The organism is Galbibacter mesophilus, assembly GCF_023721415.1.
In the GTDB taxonomy this organism is placed as follows: domain Bacteria; phylum Bacteroidota; class Bacteroidia; order Flavobacteriales; family Flavobacteriaceae; genus Galbibacter; species Galbibacter mesophilus.
Map to the genome: position 1 here is coordinate 1,074,413 of NZ_JAMQVC010000001.1, position 17,621 is coordinate 1,092,033.

Below are 17,621 nucleotides of genomic sequence, written 5' to 3' on the forward strand. Positions count from 1 at the left end.
GAACCTTTGCAACTTAACAAATTACCTCTTTCACCATTTACCAATAACTAATCCTGTACAATAAAATCTTTAGCGTCTTCTTTATTAAATTCGGGTTGAATATTTACGTGGTTAATACCAAATTTATCGTGCAAAACTGTTTCCACTTCAGCTAAAACTTCATTAAATTCACTTAAACTTATGTCTTTTTTAAAGTCCAAATGCGCTTCTAAATGAAGCTCTTCATCATTTAGACACCAAACATGAATATGGTGCAGTTTATTTACGGTGGGAATTTTATGCACTTCTTTCACCACTTCTTTAATATCTATTTCCGGAGGGGTAAAAAGCATCAACATTCTAGTGGAGTTCTTCAGCAAATCAAAACCAACGTATACCAAATACACCGCAATTAAAAAAGTAAGAACGCTATCTACCCAAAATAATTGGTAGAATTTCATTAGAAGTCCGCCAACCAATACCGCAATGCTCGCCAACATATCTGTTAACAGATGTGCATAAGCCGATTTCATATTGATATTTTTCTTGGCATCGTTTTTCAGTAGAAAGACACTCAATCCGTTTGCCAAGATTCCAAATAGAGAAAGCCAAATAACCAATTCCGAAGCAATAGTTTGCGGATTGAAAAATCGTTTAATGGCTTCAATAATCAATAGAACTGCAATAACGATTAGCGTGGAAGCATTCACAAAAGCAGCTATAAGTTCTGCCCTTTTATAGCCAAAAGTTTTATTGGTAGATGCTTTTTTTCCGCTCAATCGGTTGGCAATGTAACTTATAACCAACGAAATAACATCGGTTAGATTATGCAGTGCGTCGGAAAGCAATGCTAAACTACCTGATACCAATCCGCCAATAACTTGAGAAACGGTTATAAGAATATTTAGAACAATGGAGATAAGTAAATTTGTTCCTTTTAAAGGGGTGTGGGAATGGTTGTGAGAATGAGAGTGGCCCATACTAACAGTGCAGCGGTATTTTACTAATTCGGTTTTGGTGTCTGCCACCCTCAAACTTAGTATTTAAAAATACTTCTACCATTTCTATTGCCTGTTCCACCGCTGTAAACCGAGCGGGAATACACAAAATATTGGCGTTATTATGAGCACGAATAAGTGTCACAATTTCTTTACTCCAGCACAAACCTGCACGAACTTCTGGATATTTATTTGCTGTCATTGCAACGCCATTTCCACTTCCGCAAATTAGAATTCCCAAATCTACTGTTTTCCCTGTTACTGCTTGCGCAACGGGATGTACAAAATCTGGGTAATCCACACTGGAAGATTCGTCTGTACCGTGGTTAATAACTTCTATTCCCTTGTTTTTCAAGTATTCTGAAACCGCGAATTTATATTGTGTACCTGCGTGGTCGTTTCCTATAGCTATTTTCATTTTTTCGAGTTTTGTTGATAACAAAGGTACTAAATAGTAGATTTTATAATTATAAACACCATTGTTAATTTAATTTTACAATTACTTAATTTTCAGTTAATTATAAAAATCAATAAATTGTTGATATTTATATGCTTAATTCTATTAAAAAAATTTGGTTATATAAATCTGGGTATCAATTTGTAAAAATAATTGGTTTTCGCAAGCAGTTTCTTTGCTTTTTAGTTTACATTTCATCAACCACTTTTCAACAGTTATCAACAGAAATTTTATAGGTGAATTATTAAATTTTTCCTGTTAGTTGAGTTGTTGACAACTGTGAAGAAAATCTTAAAATTTATTCTTTCTCAGTCATTTATATTTTTAATAACTGTTGATAGTTTTTTATAACTCCATTTATTTTAGGATAACTACTAAAGCGGAATAAACTTTTACCTACTATCAACACCCTATTATAATAATCAATTTTATTTTAAATTTTAAAAAAGAAAAAGATATATATGTTTATATAGTTAATAACTAAAATTTTTTATTGAATTGAGTTGGATGTATGAGTCTAGAAATTTTGAAGGTTTTCTGGTTTGAAATTTTTTAGCCACGACCGATGCATGTCTCTTGGATGTAAGGTTTTGGGTGTTTTTTTTCAGGGTTAAAAACGAACTACTTTTCGCTCATACCTAATTAAACAATTTTTAAATGCGAGTCTGGTTTATCGAGGTCTTTTATTACTTCTTTTACGTAGTTTGCGTATTCTTTGTGTACGTATAGTTTTATTCCGCCGATAGCATTGGAGTAAAATGGTGAAATTCCTATCATGGTTTCATTTTCAAAAAAGAAAGGAATGTCTTCATCTTTCAATAAAAACTTAAGTACCATATATTCATGCGAATAGGTGTATGTAGCAACCAGAACAAAATTTTTCATTCTGAAATGGATTAATTCGCTTAGAAAAGCGCGTTGTCAATAAAAATAGCTAAAATTTCTTTTTAAAGGAAGAAAAAAGATTTGAACCTATTGTATTTTTTAGAGTTCATTTCCATCGACTTGGCAGTTTCCGTTTTTTCTTTTTTCTCCAAAGAATAATCGATGTAGCTGGCAAAGGAAACCACTCCCAAAATAAATAGGAGAATAAAAAAAAGGACTATTTTATAAAACTTTTTCAATGTTATAATGTGTGCTACTTTCTTAATAGACGATGCAAAAATACTATTGTTACAGATTATTTAATAAAATTTTAACTTTTTTAATTTCTACTGAAGCTATTTAGTAAACCAAATCATAATGTTCTAAATAATAATACTTTATGAATTATTGAAATGAATATTTTTCAGAAATTGGTTAGAAGAATTTAGTAACACAAAATTAATTGGATAGGTAGTATAATAATTTGTACTTTACTGGAAGAAATAAAATTTATGACGAAAAGAAAAAAAAGAGCCCAAAAGCAACAGAAGAATGAGATTACAAAGGGCATTTTTACGGTATTGGAAAGTAACCGGGACCAGAGTTTTAACTACAAACAAATTGCTGCAAAACTGGATATAAAAGATACGAGTAGTAGGAATTTGTTGATTAAGAGATTAGGTCAACTTAAAGAAAAAAACAGAATAGAAGAAGTAGAAAGAGGAAAATACAAAGCTATAAAATCACAAAATTACTACGAAGGAGTAGTCGACATGACCGGTCGAAACAATGCATACGTGATTTGTGATGAATTGGATAGTGATGTTTTCGTCCCGTTTAATTTATTGAATAAAGCGCTGCACGGTGATGTTGTAGAGGTATATGTTTTCCCTAGAAGACGTAGTGGTAAAAAGCTTGAAGGTGAAATTACGAAGATTATAGAGCGAAAGAAAACCGCTTTCGTTGGGATTGTTCAAATGCAAAAGAATTTCGCTTTTGTAAATCCGACTGATTTTAAAATGTACACCGATATTTTTGTTCCGAAGAATAAAATTGGTGATGCACAACATGGCGAAAAGGTGATTGTAGAAATACAAGATTGGCCTAAGAATGCAGATTCGCCTTACGGAAAAATAGTAAAAGTGTTGGGTGTTCCAGGTGAACACGATACCGAGATACATGCTATTTTAGCCGAATATGGCTTGCCATATAGTTTTCCTGAAGAGGTGGAACATTATGCCAATAAGCTCGATACATCCATAACCGAAGAGGAAATTGCCAAACGAAGGGACATGCGGGATGTGCCTACATTTACCATAGACCCAAAAGATGCAAAGGATTTTGATGATGCGCTTTCCTTTCAAATCTTGGAAGATGGTAATTTTGAAGTAGGTATTCATATCGCTGATGTTTCACATTATGTAACTCCCGATTCTATTCTAGATGAAGAAGCCTATAATCGTGCTACTTCGGTGTATTTGGTAGATAGGGTAGTACCTATGTTACCGGAAATACTTTCCAACAATGCATGTTCCTTACGCCCGAACGAGGAGAAGTACACATTCTCTGCAGTGTTTAAAATGAACAAAGATGCGCAGGTATTGGATCAATGGTTTGGTAGAACGGTTACGTATTCCGATAGACGCTTTGCTTATGAAGAAGCGCAAGCGATGATTGAAAATGAAAACAATATAGTTCCGGAAGATGTTTCTCTTACAGGGAATACTTATGAAGTCGAACAGCACATTTCTGATGCCATAATTACTTTGGATAAAATGGCAAAGCTCATGCGCGCAAGAAGACTTGCAGCGGGTGCCATTTCTTTTGATAAAGTGGAGGTTAAATTTCAATTAAATGATAAAAATGAACCGATTGGGGTTTATTTTAAAACCGCCAAAGATGCCAATAAACTCATTGAAGAATTTATGTTATTGGCCAACAAAAAGGTAGCGGAGTTTATCGGGAAGCAAAAGAAAACATTTGTTTACCGTGTACACGATGAACCGGATGAGGAAAAATTAATGCTATTACAGGGAGTTATATCCAAATTTGGTTATGGTATTAATATGAAGAGTAAAAAGACCATTACAAGCTCTTTAAATAGCTTATTGGAAGATGTTCAAGGAAGAAAAGAGCAAAATTTAGTAGATACTTTGACTATCCGGACCATGAGCAAAGCCATCTACACAACAGATAATATTGGTCACTACGGATTAGGATTTGACTATTATACTCATTTTACCTCGCCCATTCGTCGTTATCCAGACGTTATGGTGCATCGTTTGTTACAGCATTATTTGGATAAAGGTGCTTCTGTAAGTGAAGAAAAATTTGAGGAGAAATGCAAACATTCTTCCAGCATGGAATATTTGGCTACTAGTGCAGAAAGGGATTCCATTAAGTACATGCAGATTAAATTTATGGAAGGTCGATACGATGAGGAGTTCTTGGGAGTTATTTCCGGTGTAACCGAATGGGGAATATATGTTGAGTTGGTTGAAAACAAATGCGAGGGAATGATTCGTACACGCGACATAAAAGATGATTATTATGTTTTTGATGAAAAGCAGTACGCTTTGGTTGGGGAAGTAACTAAAAACACTTATCAATTAGGGGATGAAGTCTTTGTAAAGTTGAAGAGTACAGATTTGGTAAAAAGACATTTGGATTTCGAATTAACTGGAAAGAAAGTCAACAGTTAGAACGTTTAATGCTTTAACAATTTTTATCATTTTTAATTTTAACAGGTGGAAATTTCTCAAGTATCTTTATGAAAAATTACAAACAAAGTTTAAAATGATGAAACATATAATTTTAGGTGCTTTCTTTTTATTTACTGGAATTTTATCAGCTCAAAAGGAAGTTACAAAGGAAGTAGGAGAGTACCATGAAGTGAAAGCTTATGACGGACTCTCAATCAAGATCAAAAAATCCAATGAAAACAAAGCAGTTATCACTGGTAAGCATGCCAATGATGTTGTTTTTGTTAATAAGAAAGGGAAGCTCAAAGTACGAATGAAGATTAATGAAGTTTTCAAAGGATACAATACGTTCGTTGTTTTACATTCAAAGGATTTAATACATAGTTTGGATGCCAATGAAAATGCATTTATTTCTTCTGATGAAAAATTTAAGCAAGTAGATTTGGAATTGAATGCTCAAGAGGGCGCTAAAATAGATTTGGATGTTGATATCCAACGTTTAAATTCTAAAGCTAGTACGGGTGGAATTATTACACTTATTGGAACTGCTAAAAATCAAGAAGTTTCTATTAATACAGGTGGACGCTTTGAAGGTGGAGAGTTGATTTCTGAACAGGCGGAAGTAGATGTTAAAGCAGGTGGTGTTGCAGATGTAAATGCTACAGAATTTCTGGACGCCGATGTTAAAGTAGGTGGAACCATCAACGTATATGGAAATCCAAAAGTACTCGAAAAACAGACTTTTGTTGGAGGTACCATCAACGAAAACCCATAGAACAGAACAAACTTAAATATATTAAATCATCATAATCGTAAAAAAGTTATGATGATTTTTTATTTTTGAATAGTTAACCACATTAATAGCCTGTACCAACTTTAATTTCTGGAGTTTAAACGTCCATGTAATTATTCTTTGTAAATGATTGAAGATATCTTTTCTGCCATACCATTGGGAATTCTCTTGGCTTTTACTATAGGTCCGGTTTTCTTTGTTTTATTGGAAACAGGGGCCATTAAAGGGTTTAGGGCAGCATTTAGTTTTGATGTGGGAGTAGTGTTGGGCGATGTGGCTTTCATTTTAATTGCTTACTACAGTACCAATAGAATTCTGCATAAAATTAAAGATGACCCATCTTTATTTGTTTTTGGGGGAATGTTGTTGGTAACCTACGGAGTTATTTCCTTTCTTAAGAATAAAAGTGATTATAAAAAAGATATTAGAAAGGCCATTAAGGAAGTAATGAGCAGAAACGATTATGTTCGGTTATTTTTAAAAGGTTTTCTTCTTAACTTCATCAATGTTGGTGTTCTGGGTTTTTGGTTGGGAATTATCATTATTTTCGGACCAAAGCTGGAAATGAATCAAGACAGAATCTTCGTTTTTATCGCTACTATCTTAACCACTTATTTAATTGTAGACTGTATTAAAATATTGTTGGCTAAGCAGTTAAGAAGTAAATTAACACCAAAACGTATTTTTAAAATAAAAAGGGTAATTAGCATAATTCTTATTGTTTTTGGAGTTGTTTTAATGTTGCAAGGCTTTTTTCCTGAAGAAAAGGAAAGAATAGAAAATGTTATTGAAGGTTTAACCAATTTAGATTATGGAGTTTAGCAAACAGTTACCGGTTATTTGTTTGTTACTATTTATTGCAATAACTTTTTTGTTTAGTTTTTGGGACAAAGTAAGCGACTGGAAGGGAAATATTTCTTTTTTAAAGGAACATTTTAAAAATACATTTGTTGCAAGTATCGTTCCGATTAGTTTATTTATTATTACATTTCTAGAGTTGTTGGCTGGAATTGGGGCAGTGGTTGGTATTTTTAATTATCTAAAGGGGAGTAATGGAGTAGGAGTGATGGCTTGTTTAATGGCCATTATAGTTTTATTTATATTTTTAATAGGCCAGCGTATCGCAAAAGATTTTGATGGAGCCATGAAAATAGTAGTCTATCTTATACCAACAATTTTTTGCTTATATCTGCTAACAAACGGAATCAATTTATAAGAAAGTTTGTTTTACACCTTCCCTTACGGATAACCAAAAATAATTAAAGAAGGATTTTTCTTTATTCCGTTCTATTTCTATGTGAACTTTCTTGCTTTTATGTTTGTCCTTCGGGATAAAAATATTAGCAATAGAAGTTACAAATTTGTTGACTACCTTTTTATCCTTCTGAAGGATGGATAGTTTAAAATGATCATATTGCATTAGGAAAGTCCCTGTTGCATTATCTTCGTTAGCAAATAAATCAAATATAATACTATCAATAGAACCTTCAGTAATTACATTCATATTGGGTTTAACAAATTCATTAATCTTTTCGGCATTTAAACGTTTCATATTCCCGTGCAGGGTAAAATAATCGTTTTCATTGTTAATGTCAAAATCCCAAAGAAGTTCAAAATCTGCGTCACCCATGAATTTAGACGTGATATCTATTTCTGTTTTTCCAGAATTTTCTAAGGTATTTAAGTGGGCAATACTGCTATTTATTTCTGTAAATACGATGCTTCCAGGTTTATCATGATTTTTAACGCGTTCGGCGTATTTTATTTTCGTGTCATGTATAAGAATACTATCTATTTTTAAGTCGAAGGGAAGTTGGCGTAAGGCTTTGCTATAAAGTGGTTTATATTTGTTGGGTGGAGGAAGGAGTTTATTCTTATAAATTTCTAAATCGCCTGAATATATTCCGATTCTAGGTGATTTAAATAGGTCTCGTGCACCGTTTTTATCTTTTTTAAATTCATCAATTGTAATTGAATCTATCGATAACGCAATCCAATCGGTTTGAACTTTTACATGCTTCTGTAATTCTTGTTTTGAATATAGAGTTGTAATTCCGGAATGGGAAAACTTTATTCGGTCATTAGTTGCTGAAATATTTTCAGTAGTAAAATTTAAATGTTCATTAATAGGGAGCAAAAGTGAATCGCAGGATAAAGTTATTTCATCAAAATTAAATTTCGATTGTGAATCTATTTCGGAATCAAAAAGAAAGTCACTGATGTAAAAAGCTATATTTTTTACCGAAATAGGATCCTTAATGGTATCAGTTTTATATTTAATTTCTGAATTTTCTACTTGTATGTTTTCAATGGAAATCTTAAAGGGTTTAGCTGAATTCTTCTTCGTTGATTTTTCTTTTTTCTGAAGAAATCCTTTAGCGTTATTTACGTATACAGTTCCTATTTTAAAAGTATCTGGTTTAAAGAGATTTTGAAGGGCTATGCTTTCAATATCAATATTTTCAATAAAGGCGGAGTCTTTTTTTTCATTTGAAATATGAACGTCTTCAAAGGAAATGTTTCTGGTAAGCACATTCACGTATGTTTTTCCAATGTCCAAGTTATACTCGGAAACCTGTTTTCTAATTTTCTTTTCTATAAAACTGGGAAGTAGGAGGTTTGCTGATATTATTAAAATGGCTAGAATGCCGAAGGATATCAGAAGCGTGTAAAGTAGTTTCTTTTTCAAAAATTAAAATTATTAGTAAACCGATAAGGTAAGGTACAAAAAAAGGCGCTTTATTAAAGCGCCTTAACTTATTATTGGGTATTTAGGTTTTATTTAGCCTTGTAATCGTCGTTAATAGCCTTTAAAACATCAGAAGTAATATCTTTACTTTCTTCTCCATAAAGTACGCTACCAGCTTCGTTAGAACCTAAAACAAACGTATAACCTTTTTCTTTCGCGTAATCTTTTACAAAACTTCTTACTTTTTTAATTAGGCTATCGATCTCTTTCTGACTTTCTTGTGAAAGTTGTTGCTCTTCCATTTGCAATTGCTGACTCATAGCTTGTCTTTTTTGCAATAAAGCATTGTACTTTTCTTGTGCTTTCATTTGAGAAAGACTTTTCGCTTCAGCTTCAAAAGATTGTGCTTCACTTTGAAAAGCTCTAGAAAGACTGTCCGTTTTTTTGTCGAACTTTTCAATCTTGTTTTTGTATTTAGCTTCTATATCGATTTTCTCCTGATATTCATTTATCAATTTTGTATTATCTACAAAGGCAATTTTATTTTGTTCACAAGAAATGGCAGCAAGAGCAATTGCGGCTACTAATAGTATTTTTTTCATTATAAGTTAGAATTTTTTGTTTCAGACAAAAATAGAAAAGTAAACCGATTTTTAGGTTTTTTCTATTGTGTTTATAAATTATAAGTATTTACAATTATAATTCTTAATACTATAATTTTAAATGATAATGAACTGATTTTTTAAAGCTATTTTAAAGAGTTATCGATGTGTTTCCTTAGTACTCTTGTATCAAAGGGAATAAAACTGCCTTAAATCGCTTCAAAATTCGTTTTTAGTCCTTTTTAGCTATGTAAATTAGAGATGAATGATTTTTTGAAGCTTTTGCCTTTAAATTTGATTTCAAACCGATAAAAAATGACTTTAGTAAATTTTGTTTACCAGTTTTATTTTTTTCTGAAAGAAGACTAATATAAAAGGAGTCGAAAATCAAAGGTAGGATTTTTACTACAAAAAAAGATTGTTTTTGGAGTAGTGATTTCATAGCTGTTTTATTAAAATGCCAAAGATGTCGTGGAACATCATAAGCCGCCCAATCTTCTTGATAGTATTTTGCGTCGTAAGATTCGTAATTGGGAACAGCAATTATTAATACTCCATTTTTGTTTAGAAGAGTATTTATCTTTTCAATTTGAGAATCTATATCGTGAACGTGTTCTAAAACGTGCCACATCATGATAACGTCAAATTTGTTGTTTTCAATATCTTCTAAACTTTTAAAAACGGTATTTCCTTTTGTTTGTGAAATGTTGCGAGCTTTATCATTGGGTTCTGTCCCGTAACAGGAATAATCGTTTTTTAAATATGAAATCAAATCACCAGTTCCGCTGCCGATGTCTAAAATATATTTTGCAGAAGAATGATATTTTCTAATTATTTTTTTCTTCTTACCTAAGGAAATCTTTTTTACAGTTTGATAGATTTTATCGAGGAAGGTTTCTTTTGAATCGGTGTGGGAAATGTATTCTTCACTTTCGTAATATTTACCAATTTCTGTTGGTGGAGGAGTGGGGATTGTTCTTAGTAATCCTTTTTCTTCAGTAGTTACAATCTTAAAAACTTCCTTCGTTACTAAATTATCTTGGACGGTAATAAAGGTTCTATTTGGAGTATGTGATTTCATCTGTTTTTCTTAGACTCATTTAAGTCAGAATGTTTTCGCTATTCAATTTTTTTATTGAAATCGAGGTAACTATTATGACTCATTTCATAAGTTATTTAAACCGCCAAGATACTATTTTATTGTAATCCGTTTATTGCGTTATTAAACTTTTGAGTTGTTTTATTGATGGAAATTTGTATCAATAAATAAAGGGTTCCACGTGGAACCCTTTTAATAAAATTTATTTTATTGATTTTTATCTACCCATATAAACGAGCATAACACTAATATCGCTTGGAGAAACACCACTGATTCTTGAAGCTTGTGAAAGAGTTCTTGGTTTAATTTTTCTTAGTTTCTCTGCCGCTTCAAAGGATAAAGATTTGAGTTTACTGTAATCGAAATTTTCTGGAATTTTAATTTCCTCTAGACGATTCAATTTATCAGCATTGTTCTTTTCCTTTTCTATGTACCCAGAATATTTAACTTGTATCTCAGTTTGGTCCAAAACTTCTTGGTCTAATTCATTTTCTTGAATGTAAGTTTCTACCTCTTCAACTTGTCTTAAGTGTTCTAAAGTTACATTTGGACGGGCGAATATTTTGAACATTTTATCCGATTGTTTCATAGGTGCAGAATTAACTTCTTCTAAAATAGGATTAATTACTTCTGGTTTAACGCTCGTATCTTTAAAGAAATTTACAAATGCATTCGATAGATTTTCTTTCTCTTCCATCCTTTTCAATTGCTCTTCCGTGGCTAGACCTATTTCAAAACTTTTTGGAGTAAGACGTAGATCGGCATTATCTTGTCGTAACAAGGTTCTGTACTCAGCACGGGAAGTAAACATTCTGTAAGGTTCTTCTGTTCCTTTTGTAATTAAATCATCAATTAAAACGCCAATGTAAGCTTCGTTTCTTTGTAGAATAAATGGATCTCTTTCCTGTACTTTTAAACTTGCATTGATTCCAGCCATTAAACCTTGAGATGCTGCTTCTTCATATCCAGTAGTTCCATTTATCTGACCAGCGAAATATAAACCTTCCACCAATTTCGTTTCAAGGGTATGTTTTAACTGCGTAGGAGGGAAGTAATCATATTCAATAGCGTAACCAGGTCTGAAGAATTTCACATTTTCAAAACCTGCTACAGATCGCAAAGCTTTAAATTGAACATCCTCTGGAAGGGAAGTAGAAAAACCATTTACATAATATTCAACCGTATCCCATCCCTCTGGTTCAACAAATATTTGATGTCTGTCTTTATCAGCAAACCTGTTAATTTTATCTTCAATGGAAGGGCAGTATCGCGGACCAATACTTTTTATTCTTCCATTGAACATTGGTGAACGGTCAAAACCTTCACGAAGTAAATCATGAACTTCATTACTGGTATAAGTCATATGACAATCCCGTTGATGATTTAACGGTTTTGTTTTGTCTGAATATGAAAATTTCTCCGGTTTATCATCACCTGGTTGCACGGTCATTTTACTAAAATCCAATGAACGTCCATCTACTCTGGGTGGTGTTCCCGTTTTCATTCTTCCTGCTTCAAAACCACAATTAATTAAATCTTCGGTAATTCCAGTGGCTGCTCTTTCACCGGCACGGCCACCACCAAATTGCTTTTCACCAATATGTATGAGTCCGTTTAAAAATGTTCCATTGGTAAGCACAACCGATTTACATTTAACTTCGATGCCTAAAGAGGTTCTAACCCCGGTTATTTTTCCGTCTTTTATAACTAATCCAGAAACCATTTCTTGGTAAAAATCTAGATTTGGAGTCTGTTCTAACATGAGGCGCCATTCTTCTGCGAAACGCATTCGGTCACTTTGGGCCCTTGGCGACCACATTGCTGGACCTTTGGATTTGTTAAGCATCTTAAATTGAATAGCCGTTCTGTCAGTAACAATACCAGAATAGCCGCCCATGGCATCAATTTCTCGAACTATTTGACCTTTTGCAATACCTCCCATGGCCGGATTGCACGACATTTGGGCTATATTTTGCAAATTCATTGTGATGAGTAGGGTAGAAGAACCCATATTTGCAGCAGCAGCAGCAGCTTCAGATCCTGCATGTCCGCCTCCAACAACAATCACATCATATTCTTTATCAAACATAAAAAATGGTTTTCTATATTAATTTTTTTTGAGGGTTTTCAGTATCGACATCAAAAGCCGAATTGAGTTATTTATTAAAATTTACTATCGTGGAATATTACGACGTGGTAAGTTGGTTCCACGTGAAACAGCTTTCTTAAACCTCGCCGTTTCTAGGTTCTTTATGTAGAATAACCGAATGGAAAGATCTAATCTTTTTTAAAGAGCGCGATTTTTTCTTCCTCTTTTGCACGCATAATTTTTGTATCTTCTTCGGTTTTGTCTTTATATCCGCAGTAATGAAGCAAACCATGAGCCATCACTCTTTTTAATTCAGTTTCAAAAGCTACGTTGTATTCGTCGGCATTTTCTTCAACCCTTTCAACAGAGATAAAAATATCACCGGAAATTGTTTTGGCATCAGAATAATCAAAACTTATTATATCTGTTAAGGTGTCGTGGTTTAAAAAATCAACATTTATCTTATGCAAGTAAGCATCGTTGCAAAAAATGTAGTTGATATCTCCTTCCATTTTTTTCTCAGATTGTAAAATGGAAGCAATCCAAGACACATAATCTTCTTCATTTTTAATTTTAAATTCCGTCTCGTAATTAAAACTAATCATCTTCCTTAAAATAAGCGTTTACTTTTTGCTTGTAATTTTGCCGCAAAGGTAAGGCTTGTCTATTTAATATTTCAACTTCATTAAAATATTGTTGTATCTCTTGTAAATTATTTGTAGAAGAATTAGAATATTCCTTGGTGTTTGTATTGCTTTCACGTTCTTCTTTTTGCCCTTGTTCAAATGCGGCGTTCTCCAATTTCAATAATTGATGTTGCAATTGTATCATTTTTTGCTCCGTCGCATTGGTAAACCCTTTTTCCAATAAATCGTTTTCAATTTGTTCCATTTGCTTCGCTAAAGATTTTGCTCTTTGTTGTTGGCTCGGACTATTCAAATTTTTCAATTGTTCCTCCAATGCATTTCTAAGTTGTTGCTGTTGCTTGTAAATTTCAAAGAGTTCTTCAGACATTTGTTCGCCTCCAAAACTTTTATTGTCGGTTTCACCATCCTTTTGCCCGTCCTTTTTTTGGACTCCGTTTTCACCGTTTTTTTCACCATTTTTACCTTTTTCGGAATTCTGTTTACTCTTTTCGCCTTTTTTCATTCCTTCCTGCATTTGTTGGTTAAGCTGTTCTTGGGATTGAATAATATCCGGCAATTGAAAATCTTTAGAGCTGCCGCCCGAACTTCCACTGCTACTCATACTTTCTTGCATATTGTCAAGTGCGTCACTTAAAAAATCAGCGAGTTCGTTCGCTGCCGTCAAAGTATATTGCTGGTTAGCAACTCCTTGGTACAATTCATTTTCAGCAAATTGTTCCAAGGTCTTGTCGATATGGTAATATACATTCGTAATGTTCTCATTTATTTTTTCTGAAATTTTTGGTTGGCGTAAGGAGAGTGCGAAAAGACTGTCATCAATGTGCTCAAACAAAGTCCGTAATTCATTCTGCTTTTTTAAATATACCGAAAGGTTTGATATTTCTGAATTGTACTGCTGAATGCGTTCCATGACGGTTTCTTGGTCGAAAGAAAAGACCAATAAATTATCCAGAATTTGACGTAACATTTCCATATCTTCCTGCATTCCTTCTTGACCGCCGGCCTGCATAGAAGCCCCCATTTTTTTACCCATTTCCTTCATTTTTTGGGCTGCATTTCGCTGCTTTTGTTTGGCTTCCTTTTCTGATTTTTGAGAACTATCTTCTTTATTCTGGTCGGTTGATTGGTCCTGTTTTTTTTGTTCAAGTTTGTCTTTGGCTTCTTGCTGGTTTTGTTCCACTTCCTTTTCCAAATCTGGGTCTGTGCCCAATTCCATAGGCTTTTGCAATTCCTTATTTTGTTTTTCTAGTGCATCCAATTCCTTTTGAATGTCTTTGAATTTCTTGTTTAAAGAATCTTGCTTTTCGGCATTGTTTTCGTCGCCCTCCTTTTTAGAAAGTTCTTCCTGTTCTTTGGCTAGTTCTTCTAAATCTTGTTTTACCTTTTCTGCTTTCGCAGAAGTGTAATATCTTTTTGTGAGTTCTAATACTTGCTCAAGACTGCGGTTGTCTTTTTTCTGTTGTTTGGCTAGTTGTTCTAAGCGATTGGCCAACTCTTCTTTATTTATTTTGTCAGAAATTTCTTTCAGTTCTTCCATTAATTTTTCATTCTTTTCCAACTCTTTTTTCTGACGTTCCAAGCGTTCTTGCAGTAGTTCATTAAAATCGGATTCTTCCTTATTTTCTTTTTGAAATTCTTCCAAGTTTTCTTTAAGTTCATCGTGGAACCTTTTCATCATTTCATCCTGCTGTTGCTGTCGCTCTAAATAATTCTCTATTTTCTTCTTATCGTTGAAATTCAGCTGACTTTTTTGCTTATTAGTTTCGGTAATTTCTTGAAGCTCCTTTTGCGATTTATTAGCATCGTTTAGCGATTTTTGTATATCTTCAATGTTTTCCTGCTGTTGCTGAAGTTGGAGTTCCTTTACTTCGCTGTCGGTAAGTTTTCGGTAGGAAAACACACTACTTTTAGTCGATTTACCTCCGTGAATAGCATCGTTGTCGGTAACCTCAAAATAATATTCGTAAGAAGTTCCTTTTTCCAAATTCAAGTCACCTGGAAAAGCATATCCAAATTCGTCAAAGCTTCCTTTTTTTATAGTAATTTCAAGTCGTTGTAAACTGTCACTTTTCTGTTTGAAATAAACAAGTTCGACTTTTTTTACCGCATAATCATCGGAGACTTGTCCGAGATATAATTTTCTGTTCAACTGTGTAGAATCTGTTCTTTCAGAAATTTTTATTTCGGGATATTGATCTTTTACAACTGCGATGGAATAACCCAGTTTCTCGTAATCCTTTAAGAATTCATTGCTTGTAGCGATACTGTAGTCAAAATTTTGATAAACACGCTTTGCGAGCTCAAATTGCGAATCGTTTTTTTCAAATTGCAAAGATGTATCTTTCAGCTGAAGTGCAACGGATACTGTTTTTTTCGTTTCCAACATCCATTCAATTTGACTGCCCTCCGGAACGGTTGCATTTCCTGTGCTTTCCAAAATTTTCGATTCGCCGCCGGTGTAAGCGGGATGGGTAACTTTCATTTTAAAAGAAATCAACGAAGGAGTGGGAATCACCCTTAAATTGTAAGGGCGCGAATTCACGTTGTTGGCCGATAATGAAAACGCTACATTTTCCTTTGGTTGGTTAAAGGTGTATGAAAACGCCCCCATTTTTGCCTGCTTCAAAAAGAAAGTATTTCCATCAATATTAATTTGAGCGTTTTCTGGAATGAGTTCGCCAGCTGTATTTACTTTCAGAATAAAATTTTCTCCTTCTACCGCTGTTAATGAATCATTCAGAATAAAAAACTGAAATGGAGCAGGAGGTTCATAGGCCGTTTTGTAATCTACGACACGCTTATAACTATCAGTAAACAAGCTCACTTTTCCTAAAAATATAACAATCAGTATAATCGAGATAGGTATTAGAGCGTACCAAGCATAACGCAGGTTACTTCGGAAATTGATAGCTGTTTGAAAGGGAATAGGAGTAAGTTTCGCACTCTTTTGTTCTATACTCGCTAGTAGCAAATCCGATTTTTGATGATTTTCGGAAAGCTGCAAAAGGTTCAACAGTTTGTCGTTAACTTCTGGAAAATGGTTACCGATAATTTCTGAAGCTTTTTTATAATCAATCCCTCTTCTTATTTGAGATAGATAAAGGATTGGCACGATGATAAACTTAACGAAAAGAATAGTTTCCACACCTACGAAAAGCCAAAATAGAATAAGCCTTCCAGTAGTTCCTAACCATAAGAAATATTCCAAAAAAACGGTAATAATAAAATACAGCAAACCTATCCCAACGAACAACAAAGCACCTTTTACGAGTTCATTGGTATAATATTTACGCAAAAAACCTTCCAGTTTTTTCTTTATGATAGTGAATGTAGACATACAATTTTTCTTCTTAGCAATTCTGCAGGTACGTAAAAATACAATTTGTTTTTTATTAATAATCAGTCACTTCTATCGCTACGAATTAAATTTATCTCCAGTTCGATGCCGTGAAATATTTTAGAACTTAATAAACTAAAAACCTTTTCTCTTTTTTTATTATCTTTAATAGGTTGATAATCAATTGATAAAATGAAATCGGATTTTAAATATCTAATGGCATTCACCATTCCTATCTCCGCGGCGGTTGGAATTTACCTCGGTGGAGTTTTTACATTTCTAACTCCTTTTTATTCCTTTGTTCTTATCCCAATACTTGAAATTATCCTGCGACAGGATGCAAGTAATTATAGCCCGAAGGAGATAGAATCGCGTTCCAAATCTAAATTTTTTGATTCGCTTTTATACCTTAACGTTCCCATAGTTTTTGGAATTTTGTTTGCCGCTTTACAAATGATTACCTCGGAAGCTTATTCAACTACAGAATTTATAGGATTAGTTTTTACAGTTGGTATTGTATTAGGTTCCAATGGAATAAACGTTGCACATGAATTGGGCCATCGACAGGGGAAAATTGCAAGATTTTTTGCCAAACTTTTACTATTGCCTTCTCATTATATGCATTTTTATATTGAGCATAACTTTGGTCATCACGTTAATGCCGCAACTCATGAAGACCCAGCTACCGCTAGATACAATCAAAACATTTATAATTTTTGGATACAGTCGATTGTGCACCAATACATTAGTGCTTGGAAAATTCAATTAAAACTGCTTCGAAGAGAGGATAAATCTTTTTTTGCCATTCAAAATGATATGCTTTGGTATCTCTGCGCGCAAATGATTTATCTTGTAACCATATTTCTACTCTTCCAAGGTATAGGTTTGCTTTTTGCAGTCTTAAGTGGAGTAGTAGGTTTCTTACTTTTGGAAACTACTAATTACATTGAGCACTACGGATTGATACGCCTGAAAAAAGACTCCGGAAGATACGAACGAGTTAAGGAAATACATTCTTGGAATTCCAATCACGTCTTGGGCCGTATGATGTTGTACGAATTAACGCGTCATAGCGATCACCACTACCGATCATCAAAAAAATACCAAATTTTGGAATACCACGATATAAGTCCGCAAATGCCTTATGGTTATCCTACGTCAATGGTTTTGGCGCTCATTCCACCGCTTTGGTTTAAAATTATGAATCCCAGAATTCCTTCGGAGATGAAACCCAGTATCGCCGCGTAAAATCTATAAGTATTCTGTTGAAACGTTAAAATATTGGACGAGGAGGATTTAGAATTTAAGGTTTTAACCTGAAAAAAGGGTCTTTGAATCAAAAAACATCATCATTTTACCTTAACG

General features: G+C 33.5%; 14 protein-coding genes. 5 read left to right on the top strand and 9 right to left on the bottom strand.

Annotated elements, in window-relative coordinates:
- Positions 1-47: 47 nt before the first annotated feature.
- The 3 genes from NDQ75_RS04685 to NDQ75_RS04695 form a co-directional block, all read right to left on the bottom strand.
- Positions 48-959, bottom strand: a complete 912-nt coding sequence (locus NDQ75_RS04685) for a cation diffusion facilitator family transporter (RefSeq protein WP_202028689.1) — start codon at positions 957-959, stop codon at positions 48-50.
- 1 nt (position 960) lies between these two features.
- Entirely contained in the window at positions 961-1,395 is a 435-nt protein-coding gene (gene rpiB / locus NDQ75_RS04690; RefSeq protein WP_202028242.1) for a ribose 5-phosphate isomerase B, read from the bottom strand.
- 681 nt (positions 1,396-2,076) lie between these two features.
- The gene (locus NDQ75_RS04695; RefSeq protein ID WP_202028243.1) at positions 2,077-2,319 is read right to left on the bottom strand and encodes a DUF2007 domain-containing protein; all 243 of its coding nucleotides are present in this window, start codon (positions 2,317-2,319) and stop codon (positions 2,077-2,079) included.
- 491 nt (positions 2,320-2,810) lie between these two features.
- Here NDQ75_RS04695 and rnr point away from each other — a divergent pair, with 491 nt between their 5' ends.
- The 4 genes from rnr to NDQ75_RS04715 all read left to right on the top strand — a co-directional run bounded on the left by rnr (position 2,811) and on the right by NDQ75_RS04715 (position 7,009).
- The gene (gene rnr, locus NDQ75_RS04700; protein ID WP_202028244.1) at positions 2,811-5,000 is read left to right on the top strand and encodes a ribonuclease R; all 2,190 of its coding nucleotides are present in this window, start codon (positions 2,811-2,813) and stop codon (positions 4,998-5,000) included.
- 94 nt (positions 5,001-5,094) lie between these two features.
- A complete protein-coding gene (locus NDQ75_RS04705) occupies positions 5,095-5,775 on the top strand; it encodes a head GIN domain-containing protein (RefSeq protein WP_242513657.1) in 681 nt (226 codons plus the stop codon).
- Between the two features lie 144 nt (positions 5,776-5,919).
- Positions 5,920-6,615: a LysE family translocator gene (locus tag NDQ75_RS04710; protein ID WP_202028245.1), complete on the top strand. Its 696-nt coding sequence runs from the start codon at positions 5,920-5,922 to the stop codon at positions 6,613-6,615.
- Positions 6,605-7,009 carry a DoxX family protein gene (locus NDQ75_RS04715; RefSeq protein ID WP_202028246.1) on the top strand — a complete coding sequence of 135 codons (405 nt, stop codon included), beginning with the start codon at positions 6,605-6,607 and terminating at the stop codon, positions 7,007-7,009. The genes NDQ75_RS04710 and NDQ75_RS04715 overlap by 11 nt, the downstream gene beginning before the upstream one ends.
- Here the strand turns inward: NDQ75_RS04715 and NDQ75_RS04720 are convergent.
- The 6 genes from NDQ75_RS04720 to NDQ75_RS04745 all read right to left on the bottom strand — a co-directional run bounded on the left by NDQ75_RS04720 (position 7,004) and on the right by NDQ75_RS04745 (position 16,256).
- Positions 7,004-8,482, bottom strand: coding sequence for an AsmA family protein (locus NDQ75_RS04720; protein ID WP_202028247.1), 1,479 nt, complete (start codon positions 8,480-8,482; stop codon positions 7,004-7,006). The genes NDQ75_RS04715 and NDQ75_RS04720 overlap by 6 nt on opposite strands.
- Before the next feature lie 89 nt (positions 8,483-8,571).
- Positions 8,572-9,084, bottom strand: a complete 513-nt coding sequence (locus NDQ75_RS04725; protein WP_202028248.1) for an OmpH family outer membrane protein — start codon at positions 9,082-9,084, stop codon at positions 8,572-8,574.
- Between the two features lie 232 nt (positions 9,085-9,316).
- Positions 9,317-10,165: a class I SAM-dependent methyltransferase gene (locus NDQ75_RS04730; RefSeq protein ID WP_202028249.1), complete on the bottom strand. Its 849-nt coding sequence runs from the start codon at positions 10,163-10,165 to the stop codon at positions 9,317-9,319.
- 235 nt (positions 10,166-10,400) lie between these two features.
- Positions 10,401-12,272 (bottom strand): tRNA uridine-5-carboxymethylaminomethyl(34) synthesis enzyme MnmG, encoded by a 1,872-nt coding sequence (gene mnmG, locus NDQ75_RS04735; protein WP_202028250.1) that lies wholly within the window; start codon positions 12,270-12,272, stop codon positions 10,401-10,403.
- A 188-nt stretch (positions 12,273-12,460) separates the two neighbouring features.
- Positions 12,461-12,877 (bottom strand): rRNA maturation RNase YbeY, encoded by a 417-nt coding sequence (ybeY, locus tag NDQ75_RS04740; RefSeq protein WP_202028251.1) that lies wholly within the window; start codon positions 12,875-12,877, stop codon positions 12,461-12,463.
- Positions 12,870-16,256: a DUF4175 family protein gene (locus NDQ75_RS04745; protein WP_202028252.1), complete on the bottom strand. Its 3,387-nt coding sequence runs from the start codon at positions 16,254-16,256 to the stop codon at positions 12,870-12,872. Before NDQ75_RS04745 ends, ybeY begins: the two co-directional genes overlap by 8 nt.
- 192 nt (positions 16,257-16,448) lie before the next feature.
- On the opposite strand from NDQ75_RS04745, the gene NDQ75_RS04750 reads away from it, so the two are divergent.
- Complete coding sequence (locus tag NDQ75_RS04750) at positions 16,449-17,504, top strand: alkane 1-monooxygenase (protein ID WP_202028253.1); 1,056 nt, start codon at positions 16,449-16,451, stop codon at positions 17,502-17,504.
- The last annotated feature ends 117 nt before the right edge of the window (positions 17,505-17,621 follow it).